Origin of the sequence: Stappia indica (assembly GCF_001696535.1) — a bacterium.
Taxonomy (GTDB): domain Bacteria; phylum Pseudomonadota; class Alphaproteobacteria; order Rhizobiales; family Stappiaceae; genus Stappia; species Stappia indica.
In genome coordinates, this window is sequence record NZ_MBQE01000004.1 from 281,480 (window position 1) to 294,970 (window position 13,491).

General features: G+C 69.0%; 14 protein-coding genes. All 14 read left to right on the plus strand.

Going from position 1 to position 13,491, the window contains the following annotated elements:
• Positions 1-17: 17 nt before the first annotated feature.
• Positions 18-623, plus strand: a complete 606-nt coding sequence (locus BBX35_RS15670; RefSeq protein ID WP_067221959.1) for a lysozyme — start codon at positions 18-20, stop codon at positions 621-623.
• Positions 624-660: 37 nt separating this feature from the next.
• Positions 661-903 carry a hypothetical protein gene (locus BBX35_RS15675; protein ID WP_067221961.1) on the plus strand — a complete coding sequence of 81 codons (243 nt, stop codon included), beginning with the start codon at positions 661-663 and terminating at the stop codon, positions 901-903.
• Entirely contained in the window at positions 900-1,304 is a 405-nt protein-coding gene (locus tag BBX35_RS15680) for a hypothetical protein (RefSeq protein ID WP_067221962.1), read from the plus strand. Before BBX35_RS15675 ends, BBX35_RS15680 begins: the two co-directional genes overlap by 4 nt.
• Positions 1,305-1,376: 72 nt before the next feature.
• Positions 1,377-1,682, plus strand: coding sequence for a PepSY domain-containing protein (locus BBX35_RS15685; RefSeq protein WP_067221964.1), 306 nt, complete (start codon positions 1,377-1,379; stop codon positions 1,680-1,682).
• A gap of 43 nt (positions 1,683-1,725) precedes the next feature.
• On the plus strand, positions 1,726-2,391 hold the full coding sequence (locus tag BBX35_RS15690) for a response regulator transcription factor (protein ID WP_067221966.1): 666 nt from the start codon (positions 1,726-1,728) through the stop codon (positions 2,389-2,391).
• Positions 2,384-3,817, plus strand: coding sequence for an ATP-binding protein (locus BBX35_RS15695; protein WP_083206360.1), 1,434 nt, complete (start codon positions 2,384-2,386; stop codon positions 3,815-3,817). The genes BBX35_RS15690 and BBX35_RS15695 overlap by 8 nt, the downstream gene beginning before the upstream one ends.
• Positions 3,818-4,011: 194 nt before the next feature.
• A complete protein-coding gene (locus tag BBX35_RS15700; protein WP_171901470.1) occupies positions 4,012-4,485 on the plus strand; it encodes an RT0821/Lpp0805 family surface protein in 474 nt (157 codons plus the stop codon).
• 178 nt (positions 4,486-4,663) lie between these two features.
• Complete coding sequence (locus tag BBX35_RS15705; protein WP_067221969.1) at positions 4,664-6,061, plus strand: hypothetical protein; 1,398 nt, start codon at positions 4,664-4,666, stop codon at positions 6,059-6,061.
• Positions 6,062-6,188: 127 nt separating this feature from the next.
• Positions 6,189-7,352, plus strand: a complete 1,164-nt coding sequence (ccmI, locus tag BBX35_RS15710; protein ID WP_067221971.1) for a c-type cytochrome biogenesis protein CcmI — start codon at positions 6,189-6,191, stop codon at positions 7,350-7,352.
• Positions 7,353-7,392: 40 nt separating this feature from the next.
• Positions 7,393-7,830: a cytochrome c maturation protein CcmE gene (gene ccmE / locus BBX35_RS15715; RefSeq protein WP_067221972.1), complete on the plus strand. Its 438-nt coding sequence runs from the start codon at positions 7,393-7,395 to the stop codon at positions 7,828-7,830.
• 59 nt (positions 7,831-7,889) lie between these two features.
• A complete protein-coding gene (locus BBX35_RS15720; protein ID WP_067221974.1) occupies positions 7,890-9,878 on the plus strand; it encodes a heme lyase CcmF/NrfE family subunit in 1,989 nt (662 codons plus the stop codon).
• A complete protein-coding gene (locus BBX35_RS15725; protein ID WP_067221975.1) occupies positions 9,878-10,369 on the plus strand; it encodes a cytochrome c-type biogenesis protein in 492 nt (163 codons plus the stop codon). The genes BBX35_RS15720 and BBX35_RS15725 overlap by 1 nt, the downstream gene beginning before the upstream one ends.
• Positions 10,370-10,469: 100 nt before the next feature.
• Positions 10,470-11,708: a bifunctional alpha/beta hydrolase/OsmC family protein gene (locus BBX35_RS15730; protein ID WP_067221977.1), complete on the plus strand. Its 1,239-nt coding sequence runs from the start codon at positions 10,470-10,472 to the stop codon at positions 11,706-11,708.
• Between the two features lie 185 nt (positions 11,709-11,893).
• Complete coding sequence (locus tag BBX35_RS15735) at positions 11,894-13,432, plus strand: Do family serine endopeptidase (RefSeq protein WP_067221979.1); 1,539 nt, start codon at positions 11,894-11,896, stop codon at positions 13,430-13,432.
• Positions 13,433-13,491: the final 59 nt, after the last annotated feature.

Genomic DNA, 13,491 nt, shown 5'->3' on the forward strand with positions numbered 1-13,491 from the left:
CAGAACGGGAGAGACCCATGAAGGTAAGCGCAAGGGGCCTGGCGTTCGTCGCCAGGCACGAAGGCTTTGTCGCGAGCGCCTATCGCGATCCGGTCGGCGTGCTGACCATCGGCTACGGCTTCACGATGGGAAGCCGCATCTTTGCGCAGAGCTGGCGCAAGGCGCATGGCCGCCCGCTCAGCTCCGGCGACCGGATCTCGCGCGCCGAGGCCGACCGGTTGCTGCGCCGGCTGATCGACGAGGAATACGGACGCGAGGTGACGAAGGTGCTGGGCATGCTGCCGCAGCACCGGCACGACGCGGCGTGCTCGGTCGCCTTCAACCTCGGCCCGCGGGCGCTGCACTGGCGCTGGGCGACCGCGCTCAAGGCTGGCGATGTGAGCGGGGCGGCCGACATCCTTGCCGCGAATTACAACACTGCCGGAGGGCGCCGGCTCGCCGGGCTGGTGCGGCGGCGCCAGGAAGAGGCGCGGCTGCTGCTGACCGGCGATTACGGAGACGGCGTCGCGGCCCCTGTGCTGCCCGACAAGACGCCCGTCAAGACACCCGGGGCTCCGGGCGGCCTGCTGGCGCGCCTTGCAGACCTGGTGCGGGCGCTGTTGGACCGGCTGGACCGGCGCTGATCCCTTTCATCCGACACTTTGCGAGAAGGAGACCGCGATGCGCGGCTGGAGAACCCTTGCCCTCAATCTTGCGACCGGCCTTGCGGTGATCGCTGCGGAAATGGCCGGCTTTCTCGCCGGCGTCGACTGGGCGGCCGCGCTCGGCCCGCGCGAGGCGCTGTGGCTGGTCGTTGCCGTCAACCTCGCCAATATCGCGCTGCGCCACCTGACGCGCGGACCGGCCGGCTGGTGCGGCCGCAAGGGCAAGTGCGACGAGCAGCACGCGGGGGGCGGGCGATGAGCGCGCTGCTGGCCTTTCTCGCCGGCCCGCTGTTGAGTGCGCTGGTCGGGTTGATGGAACGGCGCCTGTCGGCGAAGGAGCGGCAGGGGGACCTTGCTGCGGAACTGGCGGCGCAGGAGATCCGCGCCGAGATCGAGGCCCGGGCCGAGGCCCGCAAGGTGCTGATCGCCGAGCAGGGCACCCTGCTGTCGGCCGGGCGGATCGGCCGGCTGGTCTTCGTCCTGCCGCTCGGGCTGTGGTGGACGGCGGTGATCGTCGATTCGATCTTCGGCTTTTCGTGGAACGTTTCGGCGTTGCCGCCGCCGCTGGACGAATGGGCCGGCGGCATCGTGCTGTCGCTGTTCCTGGTCGACGGCGCCAAGGGCATCGCGCGCAACCTGCGCGGCGGAAAGGGCGGCTGAACCGTATTTCCCGTGCAGTACCTGCACCTTGCGTTCATGTGCTATTCAGGCGGTACACGGTATGGATCGCGCATGGTCAGGCAGCTACAACTCCGCAAGACGTCCCGACGCGCCGCACTGGTGCTGGCGACGGTGCTTGCTCTCCTCGCTCCGGCGATGGCGCAGGCCCAGTGCCTGAGCCAGTCGCAGGCCCGTCAGGCCGTGCAGGCGGGCGAAGCGCGCCCGCTCGGCAGCATCGCCGGCCGTGCCGGCGGCGAGATCGTGCGCGCCGAGCTCTGCCGGCAGGGCGGGCAGCTCGTCTACATCCTGTCGGTGCTCGACGGGGGACGGGTGAAGGAGCGCGTCATCGATGCCCGCTCGGGACAGGTGCTGCGCTGACAGCGGTGCGCGGCGACACGACACGTAAGGAACAGGCCCGACCATGAGACTGCTCGTTGTTGAAGACGACAAGGACCTCAACCGCCAGCTTTCCGAGGCGCTGGGCGAGGCGGGCTATGTGGTCGACACCGCCTTCGACGGCGAGGAAGGTCACTTCCTTGGCGATACGGAACCTTATGACGCGGTGGTGCTGGATCTCGGCCTGCCGGTGCTGGACGGGTTGTCGGTGCTGGAGCGCTGGCGCCGCGACGGGCGCGACATGCCGGTGCTGATCCTGACCGCCCGCGACCGCTGGTCGGACAAGGTCGCCGGCATCGACGCGGGCGCCGACGACTATGTCGCCAAACCCTTCCATATGGAGGAGGTGGTGGCGCGGCTGCGCGCGCTGCTGCGCCGGGCGGCCGGCCATGCCAGCAACGAGATCAGCGTCGGTCCCTTCCGCCTCGACATCCGCGCCGGCAAGGTGACCAAGGACGGGGCGACGATCAAGCTGACCTCGCACGAGTTCCGCCTGATCTCCTACCTGATGCATCACAAGGGCCGCGTGGTCTCGCGCACCGAGCTGATCGAGCATCTCTACGACCAGGATTTCGACCGCGATTCCAACACGATCGAGGTCTTCGTCGGGCGGCTGCGCAAGAAGCTCGACAGCGATCTGATCGAGACGGTGCGCGGGCTCGGCTACCGCATCGGCGAGCCGGATGCCTGACAACAACAACGAACCGGTTTCCGGGCAGGAGGCGAGCGGGACGGCTGCGGCGACGCCCGCCCGTCCGGCGCGCCAACGCTCCATCGCGACACGGCTCATCCTGGTGGCGGCCCTGTGGTCGCTGGTCGCGCTGCTGGTGACCGGCTCGGTACTGGTCGCCATGTACCGCGAGGCGAGCGAGCGCGAGTTCGATGCCCGCCTCGACGTCTATCTCAAGGCGATCATCGGCGAGATGGCGGCCGGAACCCCGAGCGAGCCGGCGGAGCCCGGCAATCTCGGCGACCCGCGCTTCGATCTGCCGGCCTCCGGCTGGTACTGGCTGGTGATGAAGGCGGAGACGGGCGAGGTGCTGTTCTCCTCCATGTCGCTGCTCGGCGACCGCTTGCAGCTCGACGAGCCGCAGCCGGGCGTCATCCTGCGGTCGGTGATTTCCGGCCCGCAAGGGGCCGAGCTGCGGGTGCTGCAGCAGACCATCATCTTCGGCGAGGCCGCGGCCTACCGGATCGCCGTTGCCGGCGAGACGGCGGAGCTGCGCGAACGCGAATACGACTTCGCCGGCCAGGTGGCGCTGACGCTGCTGGTGCTGGGCTTCGGCCTCGTCGGCGCGATCTTCCTGCAGGTGCGTGTCGGCTTGCGGCCGCTGGCCGCGCTCAGCGCCTCGCTGGCGGCAGTGCGACGGGGCGATGCCCAGACGGTGGACGAGAACCTGCCGCCGGAACTGAAGCCGGTGGCGGTGGAGCTCAATGCGCTGGTGCGGTCCAACCGCGAAGTGGTGGAGCGCGCCCGCACCCATGTCGGCAATCTCGCCCATGCGCTGAAGACACCGCTCAGCGTCATCCTCAACGAGGTGCGCGGCCAGGACGCGCCCTTCGCCCCGAAGGTGGCGGAACAGGCCGAGGTGATGCGCTCGCAGGTGCATCACCATCTCGAGCGCGCCCGCATGGCGGCGCAGCGCCGGGTGATCGGCGTCTCCTGCGACGTGGAGCCGGTGCTGGCGCGGCTGATCCGGGCGATGACGCGCATCCACCGCGACCGGGGCATCGACATCACCCTCGACATCAAGACGCGCCTGCGCTTCCGCGGCGAGGAGCAGGATCTGGAGGAGATGGCCGGCAACCTGATCGACAATGCCTGCAAGTGGGCCTCGTCCCGCGTGCGGGTGAGCGTGACGGCGATGGGTGCTGGCGAGGGCGGCGAGCGCATCGTCATCGCCATTGCCGACGATGGACCGGGGCTCGGCGACAGCGAGATGGCGGAGGCGCTGAAGCGCGGCCGGCGGCTCGACGAGACGGTGCCGGGCACCGGTCTCGGCCTGTCCATCGTCGTCGATCTGGCCGGGCTCTACGGCGGCGACCTGGCGCTCGATCGCGACCGCGGGCCGGGCGGTGGCGGGCTCGTGGCGCGGCTGGTGCTGCCGGCGATCTGACGCCTGTGCGAAGGCGGGGAGGGCCCCTTGTACGGACGCAGTTCGGCCACAAATACGTGTAACGTCTGATGGTGAATTTCGGGCCGACCCTTCCTCCCGGTTGGCGAATTCAGCCCGGACGTTTAGGCTCAAGGCGGTGCGGGTGCGCCGCCGCTCCGGTTTCTGCGCGCTGCGCCGGGACCGGACCCAGAGGGATGACACGAGGGCAAGTGCGGATGAACGCCTTGAAACTCGCCATTGCTGTGACTTTGGCTGCCGTGGCTGGCGCCTGCAACACCGGCGGCAGCGTCGGTGCCGGGCCCGTCGTGGTCGGCGGCAGCCTGTTCGGCAGCGCCTTCAGCGCGCCGACGGTCCAGCAATCGGAAGCCGATGTCGTCCTTGCGGACCTGCTGCGCTCGGAAGCCGGGCAGGGGCTGGAAGTCTCCGACCGCCGTGCGGCCGCGACCGCGCTGCGCGGTGCGCTGGGCACCAACCGCACCGGCGAGACCGTGCAGTGGCAGAACCGCAGCTCCGGCACCAGCGGCCGGGTCGTGACGGGTCCCAGCTACCAGGTCAACAACATCCTGTGCCGCGACTACACCCATGTGGTGAAGGTCGAGGGCGTCGAGCGCTCCATGCGCGGTGCCGCCTGCCGCAGCGGCGAGGGCGGCTGGCTGCCGATCACCTGATCGGGGGCTGGTCCAGCCGCCGGCGAAGGCGTTGTCCTCTGCATTCTGCACGGTTTTCGACGCCTGCCTTGAAGCCGGTTACGGACCATCGCCAAGATTCAATTAATCATTTTCTGAAACCATCCGCCAACGATCCCAGAACTCGTTCGAGCGCGGACTGATGCCTGACCGGCACCTATTGACGGCAAAGATCCGATCCTACCTGCAGGCCCTGTCGCCCCGCGCGGTGCAGACCCTTTTGCGCGGCCTGGAAGGCGCGCGCGCGCGCGGCTCCGACGATCCCCATCTCGACCTGATTCTCGACGCGTGCCTGAGCACCGTGCGCCCCGACACCGGCATCGTGCTGGACGCCGAGCCGCGCGAGAACTGGCTGCAGCGCCTGTTCTTCGCCCCCGTCGAAGACATGCTGGTGACCGAGATGCTGCCGAGCAAGGAGCGCGGCCGCATCACCCGGTCCAGCCTGCCGCAGATCTGGACCTGGATTGCCCGCGACATCGCGCCCGACCGGGTGAGCGTGGCGCTGCAGATCAGCCGCCGCCTGGAGACCGAGCCGGACGAGGTGATCGAACAGGCCGTCTCCCTGCGCCGCAACGTTCTGGCGCCGATGGAGCAGGCGCTGGCCGAAGCCCATGCGGACGACCGCGCGCACCAGAAGATCAGCATGCTGGTCGGCGGCGAGCGGGCGCTGCGCGACGTGGAGGATCTGGTCGCCGCCTTCCGGGAGGGCGCGTGGCTGGAAGCCCTGCGCGAAAGCCTGCCGCAACGGCTGACGGAGTGGGACTTCAAGCCGGGCAGCCCGTCGCTGACCCGCATCAAGGCCGTGACCGACCGGCACGGCGAGGAGCGCGCGCTGATCGCGGCCGTCGTGCTGAGCCGGGTGGAGGCGCCCGAATCGATGCTGTCGCTGGCGGCGGCGCTCGCCGGCTCCATGTCGATCCGCAAGATCGCCGAGAGCAGCTATTCGGTCTTCGCCGAAATGGCCCTGTCGGAGGTGGAACGCTATGCCGGCATCGCCTGCGGCGAATGCACCAACCTGAAGCTTTCCGGCGCCATCGACGCCTATACCCGCATCGTCAAGGTGCTGGACCGCCAGTTCGACCTGATGGAAAAGCCGGCCTGGCAGAAGCGCGTCGCGGACACCCGCCGGCAACTGTCGGCGCTGGTGGCGCGCGAGCTGGAAGCGGCGACCGGCAGCATCCGCCGGCTGCTGGTGGTGCCGAAGGTAGCGCCCGGCGTGGAGCCGGAGGTCGATGTGGTGCTGCTGGAGGAGGCGCATCGCGGCATCATGCTGGTCAACAAGATGCGCGATGCGGCGGAGAACCTCGCCGTCAACGAGATCACCGCCCGCACCCGCCATGCGCTCGACCAGTCGCTCGACATCAAGACCCGCTCGCTGCTGGCCTCGCTGGCGGCCGCGCGCGAGGAGGACCGCAAGGCGCATCTCCTTGCCGTCGATATCGCCATCGACCTGTGCGAAGCCTTCTACGGCAAGGACTATGCCGATCAGCTGCGGCGCAGCCGCAAGGCGGCCCTGACGCCCAAGCCCAAGCAGGAGGCGCGGCAGGCCGCGTCCTGACCTTGGTAGAACTGCCGAGGACGAGACCGGCATGACCTTTTCGTGAGGGGATGAGGGGCGGCGCGACCGCCTGTCACAGGCCGCTAATACTTGCGGAAACGCGCAAGGCGCGGTCTATATCCCCTTCATGACGCTCTGGATCGCCTTTTCCCTGCTCACCGTGCTGGCAGCGCTGGCCGTGCTCGTCCCGTTGGCCCGTGCCGGCAGGCAGGCCGCGACGGCTGCCGCCCTGCACGATGCCGAGGTTTACAAGTCGCAGCTCGCCGAGGTGGAGCGCGATCTCGACCGCGGCCTGATCTCGCAGGAAGCGGCGCAGGCCGCGCGCACGGAAATCGCCCGCCGGCTGATCGCGGCCGACCGCGAAGCGCAGCGCAGCAGCGGGTCAGAGCCCATCGCGCCGCAGGGCGATGCTGCGGGCCGTACGTCGCGTTTGCGCATCGTGCAGGCGGCCGCGCTCGTGGTCGTGCCTTTGGGCGCGGTGGCAGCCTATGTCGCCTTCGGATCGCCCGATCTGCCGGATCAGCCGCTGTCCGCCCGCCTCGAGGCGCCGGCGCAGGGCCGTTCGCTGCCCGAGCTGGTGGCGCGCGTCGAGCGGCATCTGGCCGACAACCCGGAGGATGGGCGCGGCTGGGACGTGGTGGCGCCGGTCTATATGCGCATGGGACGCCCGCAGGATGCTGCGGCAGCTTACGCGAGGGCCATCCGCCTGCTGGGCTCGAACGTGCAGCGCGAGACCGACCGGGGCGAGGCGTTGGTTGTTGCCAACAGCGGGATCGTCAGCGCCGAGGCGCATGCGGCTTTCGAGCGGGCGGTGGCGATGGATGCGCAGGCGGTGAAGCCGCGCTTCTTCCTGGCGCTGGCATTGACGCAGGAGAACCGCAAGGACGAGGCAATCGCCGCCTGGCAGTCGCTGCTGGCCGATGCGCAGGGCGGCGAGGCCTGGGCCGAAGCGGTACGCATCGAGCTGGCCAAGCTCGGCGTCGAGGCGCCGCAGGTGGCAGGTGAGGGCGTTGCCGGGCCCTCGCGCGAGCAGATCGAGGCCGCGCAGGACATGAGCAGCGGCGACCGGCAGCAGATGATCCGCTCGATGGTCGACGGGCTGGACGCCCGCCTTACCGCGGATGGCGGCAGCGCCCAGGAGTGGATGCAGCTGATGCGCGCGCTGGACGTGCTGGGCGAGCGCGAGCGTTTGCGCCAGGTCATTGCGCGCGCCGGCGAGGCGCTGAAGGATGACCCGGCTGCGGCCGCGGGCGTCCGGGACCTCGCCCGCGAGCTGGGCGAAGGCTCGTAAGCGGCACTGACTGGTTAGCCACGGGAACGGACGAAACAAGATGACCCGCAAGCAAAGACGCATGACGATGATCGCAGCCGCAGGCGGCGTGCTCGCCGTTGCGGTCGGGCTGATCCTGGTGGCGTTGAACGACCAGATCGTCTTCTTCCAGAGCCCTAGCGACATCGTCGGCAAGCAGCTGCCGGACGGCCAGCGCATCCGTCTCGGCGGTCTCGTCGAGGAGGGCAGCGTCGAGCGCGGCGCCAATGCCGAGGTGCGTTTTGCCGTGACCGACACGGTGGAAAGCGTCAAGGTCGTCTATGTCGGCCTGCTGCCGGACCTGTTCCGCGAGGGACAGGGCGTCGTCACCGAAGGCGTGATGAAGGGCGACGGCTGGTTCCATGCCGACAACGTGCTGGCCAAGCACGACGAGAACTACATGCCCAAGGAAGTCGCCGAAGCGCTCAAGGGCAAGGGCGTCTGGAAGGGCGAGGAATAAGGCCTGGATCTGGCCGCGAGCGGGCCGAGTGCCTGCCGATTTGAGGGAGACGATCCGGTATGATCATCGAGATCGGCCATTTCGCGCTGATTCTGGCTTTCGTTCTGTCGGTGCTGCAGAGCGTCGTGCCGGTGTGGGGCGCGGTCAAGGGCGACCGCCGGCTGATGGCGGTGGCACCGCCCGTCGCCGGCATGCAGTTCCTGCTCGTCGGCATCGCCTTCGCGGCCCTGATGCAGGCCTACATGGTCTCCGACTTCTCGGTGCTGAACGTCGTCGAGAACTCCCATTCGGCCAAGCCCACCCTCTACAAGATCACCGGCGTATGGGGCAATCACGAGGGCTCGCTGCTCCTGTGGGTGCTGATCCTCGTGCTGTTCGGCGCGCTGGTCGCCGCCTTCGGCCGTAACATCCCGATGGAGCTCAAGGCCGCGACGCTCGGCGTCCAGGGCTGGGTGACGGCTGCCTTCCTGCTGTTCATGCTGGCGACCTCCAATCCGTTCCTGCGCCTGTCGCCGGCGCCGATGGAGGGCAACGACCTCAACCCGATCCTGCAGGATGTCGGCCTCGCGATCCATCCGCCGCTGCTCTATGTCGGTTATGTCGGCTTCTCCATCGTCTTCTCCTTCGCCATCGCCGCGCTGATCCTCGGCCGGGTCGATGCGGCCTGGGCCCGCTGGGTGCGGCCGTGGACGCTGCTTGCCTGGATGTTCCTGACGCTCGGCATCGCCATGGGCTCCTACTGGGCCTATTACGAGCTCGGCTGGGGCGGCTACTGGTTCTGGGATCCGGTCGAGAACGCTTCCTTCATGCCCTGGCTTGCCGGTACGGCGCTGCTGCACTCGGCCATCGTCATGGAAAAGCGCGGGGCGCTGAAGGTCTGGACGGTGCTGCTCGCCATCCTCACCTTCTCGCTGTCGCTGCTGGGCACGTTCCTGGTGCGCTCCGGCGTGCTGACCAGCGTCCATGCCTTCGCCACCGATCCGGCGCGCGGCACCTTCATTCTCGGCATTCTCGTGCTGTTCATCGGCGGCTCGCTGGCGCTCTATGCCTGGCGCGCACCGATGCTGAAGCAGGGCGGGCTGTTCGCGCCGATCAGCCGCGAAGGCGCGCTGGTGCTGAACAACCTGCTGCTGACGGTGGCGACCGCCTCCGTCCTCGTCGGCACGCTCTATCCCTTGGTGCTGGAAGTGCTGACCGGCGAGAAGATCTCCGTCGGCCCGCCCTTCTTCAACCTGACTTTCGGACCGCTGATGATCCCGCTGCTGATGGCGATCCCCTTCGGTCCGTTCCTGGCGTGGAAGCGCGGCGATCTCGCCGCCGTCGGCCAGCGGCTCTATGTCGTTGCCGGTCTTGCGCTCGTCGCGATCCTGGTCAGCGCCTGGTGGCACGGCACGCAGCAGATCCTGGCCGCGCTCGGCGTCGGTCTTGCCGTCTGGGTGATCTGCGGCGCGGCGGCGGAAATCCTGTCGCGCGCCCGGTTCGGCGATGTCGGCCTGTCGACCGGCCTTGCCCGGCTCGCCGGATTGCCCCGCTCGGCCTGGGGCACGGCCTTCGGCCATGCCGGCATGGGCCTGACGCTGCTCGGCATCGTCGCCGTCTCCGCCTTCCAGGAAGAGAAGGTGCTGACGATCCGGCCGGGCGATAGCGTGGAAATCGCCGACTACACGCTGAATTTCTCCGGTCTCGCGCACCGCACCGGCCCGAACTATGTCGACGATGTCGGCCATTTCGACATTCTTCGCGACGGCCGGCAGGTGGCCGTGGCCGATCCGGCCAAGCGGCTCTACACCGCGCGGCAGATGCCGACGACCGAGGCGGGCATCGTCACATTCGGCCTGTCGCAGATCTATGTCTCCATCGGCGAGGTGCATGCCGACGGCGGCGCCGACATCCGCCTCTACCACAAGCCGCTGGTGACCCTGATCTGGATCGGCTGTCTGGTGATGAGCTTCGGCGGCGTGCTGTCGCTGTTGGACCGCAGGCTGCGCGTCGGCGCGCCGAAACCGGCTCGCCGGAAGGTGGCGGCCGCCGGGCAGGGGGGCGATTGATGCGCATCCTGCGACAGCTGATCCTTGCGCTGGCGATGCTCGCCGCCGCATTGCCGGCAGCGTACGCCGTGGCGCCCGACGAGGTGCTGGACGATCCGGTGCTGGAACACCGCGCCCGCGAGTTGTCCGCCGAGCTGCGCTGCATGGTCTGCCAGAACCAGTCCATCGACGACAGCGATGCGCCGCTCGCCAAGGATCTTCGCATCCTGGTGCGCGAGCGGCTGGTTGCCGGCGACACGAACGAGCAGGTCGTCGACTTCCTCGTCGCCCGCTACGGCGAGTTCGTGCTGCTGAAGCCGCGTCTGTCGGTGCAGACCCTTGTGCTGTGGGGCCTGGCGCCGCTGGCGCTGCTGATCGGCATGGCGGTGCTGTATCGCGGTGCCCGCAAGCGCCGCGGAACCGCTCCCGTCGCCGCCAGCGGCGCGACCCGGCTGAGCGAGGACGAACAGGCCGAGCTCGACCGGATCCTGACCCGCGACAAGCAGGTGTGATCGGCTCCCGTTTTCGTGTTCTCCTGTCCGCTGGCGCAAGCCGTGTCCGCTGCCTACGTTGCTGCGGGACGACAGACACGACCGAAGAACGGAGAGCCCGATGCCCGCACAGCCCGTCCGCCTGACCTTCGAGGGACACAACGGCGCTGAGCTTGCCGCCCGCCTCGACCTGCCCAACGGCCCGGTGCGCGCCTATGCGCTGTTCGCCCATTGCTTCACCTGCTCGAAGGACGGGGCCGCGGGGCGGCGGATCTCCGAAGCCCTGACCCGCGAGGGCTTCGCGGTCTTGCGATTCGACTTCACTGGGCTCGGCGGCTCGGGCGGCGACTTCTCCTCCACCAACTTCTCGTCGAACGTGGCCGACCTCCTGAAGGCGGCGGCGTTCCTGCGCGAGGCGCACGAGGCGCCGAAGCTGCTGATCGGCCATTCACTCGGCGGCGCCGCTATGCTGGCGGCTGCGCATGAAATCCCCGAGGCGGTGGCGGTCGCGACCATTGCAGCGCCCGCCGATGCCGATCACGTCCTCAAGAACTTCCACGCCGACCTGGAACGCATCCGCACGCAGGGACAGGCAGAAGTCGAACTGGCGGGCCGGCGCTTCACCATCGAGAAGCAGTTCCTCGACGACATCGCCGAACAGACCGTGCGCGAGCGGGTCTCCCACCTGCACAAGGCACTGTTGGTGCTGCACGCTCCGCGCGACGAGACGGTGGGTATCGACAATGCGACGAGCATCTTCGTCGCGGCAAAGCACCCCAAGAGCTTCGTCTCGCTGGACAGTGCCGATCACCTGCTCAACGACCCGGCGGATGCGGCCTATGCGGCGGGCGTGATCGCCGCCTGGGCAACCCGCTATGTCGGCAAGGCGCCCGAGGCGGTGTCGGAACCGGCAGAGGCCGAGGCGAAAGGCGTCGAGGTGAGCGAGACCGGCCTCGGCAAGTTCCAGGCGAGGGTGGTGGCCGGCCGGCACCGGCTGATCGCGGACGAGCCGGAAGCGGTGGGCGGTCTCGACAGCGGGCCGTCCCCTTACGACCTCCTGGCGGCGGCGCTCGGTGCCTGTACGGTGATGACGCTGCGCATGTATGCCGAACGCAAGGGACTGGCGGTCGAGCGGATTTCCGCGACGGTGACCCACGGCAAGGTGCACGCCGCCGATTGCCTCGACTGCACCGAGGAGCATCGCAAGCGCGAGGGGCGCATCGACCGGTTCGAGCGGCGGATCGCCATCGAGGGCGACCTGGATGCCGAGGCCCGCGCGCGATTGCTGGAGATCGCCGTCCGCTGCCCCGTGCACCGCACGCTCGAGGCCGGGGCCGCCATCGTCACCCGCGAGGCGTGAGGCGTTTCCTCGCGCAAGTTTTCCGCAACATTACGAAAGCTTAATCCCGCCGACAGGCGGCTGTAAGGCGACATGTTCCATATCAGTCAGGACAGCCGGTGACCGCTTCCCCGCGAATGACCCGCCGGCTCGAAAGTTCCTGATCCCCCGGACGGGTGTCCGGGTCCTGACGTGGAGAGCAAGACATGTCGAACAACTACATCCCCTCGGCCCTTCGTCGCCTGCCGCGCGGCCGCACCAGCCTGGCGGCCGGTGCCCTGGCGCTCGGCCTTGCCGGCGCGATGAGCCTTCAGACGGTGGTGCCGGGCCAGTTTGCCTTCGCCGACCCGGTCCGGGTCGAGGCGGCTGCCCCGCAGAACTTCGCGAGCGTCGTCTCGGCGGTGAAGCCGGCGGTGGTCAGTGTGCGCGTGCGCACCGACGAGACGCCACGCATGATGTCGAACCGCCAGGGCATTCCGGGCTTCGAGGACCTGCCGCAGGATCACCCGCTGCAGCGCTTCTTCCGCCGGTTCGGCGGCGAGCAGTTCGGTGGCGACCCGCGCCGCGAGCAGCAGCCCCGCCGCCATGGCATGAGCCAGGGCTCGGGCTTCTTCATCACCGAAGACGGGTATCTGGTCACCAACGAGCATGTCGTGTCGAACGGCAGCGAGTTCACCATCGTCATGGATGACGGCCAGGAATACGATGCCAAGCTGATCGGCGCCGACAAGCGCACCGACCTCGCCCTACTGAAGGTCGACGGCGAGGGCCGCGAGTTCACCTACGTGGAGTTCGCTCCCGACGCGCCGCAGGTCGGCGAGTGGGTCGTGGCTGTCGGCAATCCGTTCGGTCTCGGCGGCTCGGTGACGGCCGGCATCGTCTCGGCCCGCGGCCGCGACATTGGCGCAGGCCCGTATGATGACTTCATTCAGATCGATGCGCCCGTGAACCGCGGTAACTCCGGCGGTCCGGCTTTCAACGTCAAGGGCCAGGTGATCGGCGTCAACGCCGCGATCTTCTCGCCGTCCGGCGGCAATGTCGGCATCGCCTTCGCCATCCCTGCCTCGACCGCGACGGCCATCGTCAAGGACCTGCGGGATGACGGCACGGTGGTCCGCGGCTGGCTGGGCGTCCAGATCCAGCCGGTGTCCAAGGACATCGCCGAAAGCGTCGGCCTGAAGGATGCCAAGGGCGCGATCGTTGCCGATGCCCAGGGCGACAGCCCGGCACGCAAGGCGGGCATCCGCTCTGGCGACACGATCCTCGGCGTCGACGGCCAGCCGGTCGAGAGCCCGCGCGATCTTGCCCGCATGATCGCCGCCTATCCGCCGGACACCGAGGTCACCCTCGGCGTGTGGCGCGACGGCCGCGAGCAGGACGTGAAGGTCACTCTCGGCCGCCTGCAGGACGACGGTCCGACGACCGCAGCCGTCCAGCAGACCGGCAAGGACACGGCCTTCGTCGACAGCCTCGGCGTGGAGCTGGCTGCTGCCAGCGCCATGAAGGCCGGAGAGCGCGGCGTCGTGATCACCGATGTGCCGGCCGACAGCGCGGCAGCCGACAAGGGCCTGCAGCCGGGCGATGTCATCCTCGAGGTGGCGGGCCAGGCGGTGAACAACCCGAGCGAGGTCGCCAGCGCCGTGCAGGGTGCCAATGAGAACGGCCGCAAGTCCGTCCTCCTGCGGGTCGAGCGCAACGATGCCTCGCGCTTCGTCGCGGTGCCGGTCGAGCAGAACAAGGGCTGACCACGCTCCAGCCATCTCCGCGCCGGCCCTGTTGCCGGCGCGGGCAGCGACTGCGGCGG